This window comes from Mycobacterium sp. UM_Kg27 (assembly GCF_000972905.1).
GTDB lineage: Bacteria > Actinomycetota > Actinomycetes > Mycobacteriales > Mycobacteriaceae > Mycobacterium.
Genome location: NZ_JRMM01000328.1, coordinates 1 through 463, shown reverse-complemented (window position 1 = coordinate 463; position 463 = coordinate 1). Strand labels below are relative to the sequence as shown.

Here is a 463-nt window from a genome sequence, read left to right as displayed (position 1 = left end):
GATGGCGGCAACGCTGGTAAGGCCGGCGACGGTGGTAACGGTGCGACCGGTACTGCGGCTAACCCGACCGGTGGTAACGGTGGCGACGGTGGTGGCCTGGCCAACGGCGGTGCCGGTGGTGTCGGTGGTGCCGGGTCGACTTCGGGTGCTGACGGTTCTGCCGGTAGTGACTCTGACGCCCATGGTGCGCAGGGCAATGGTGGTAACGGTGGCGCCGGTTATGACGCGGCCAGTGACCCGACTGCGGCCTCGGGTGCCAACGGTGGAGATGGTGGTGCCGGCGGTAACGGCAGCGCGATCGGTAACGGCGGCGCCGGCGGCGCCGGTGGTACGGGTGCCAATGGTGCTGCGGGTATCACGGACAACACCGGTACCGGCACCGACGGCGGCAACGCGGGCGCTGGTGGCGCCGGTGGTGTCGGCGGTAAGGGCGGCTCCCAGGCCGGTAACGGTGGCGTCGGCG

Annotated in this window: 1 pseudogene; it reads left to right on the top strand. The window is 70.8% G+C overall.

Annotated elements, in window-relative coordinates:
* Positions 1–463, top strand: a pseudogene (locus LI94_RS24175) (hypothetical protein); the annotation flags it as partial.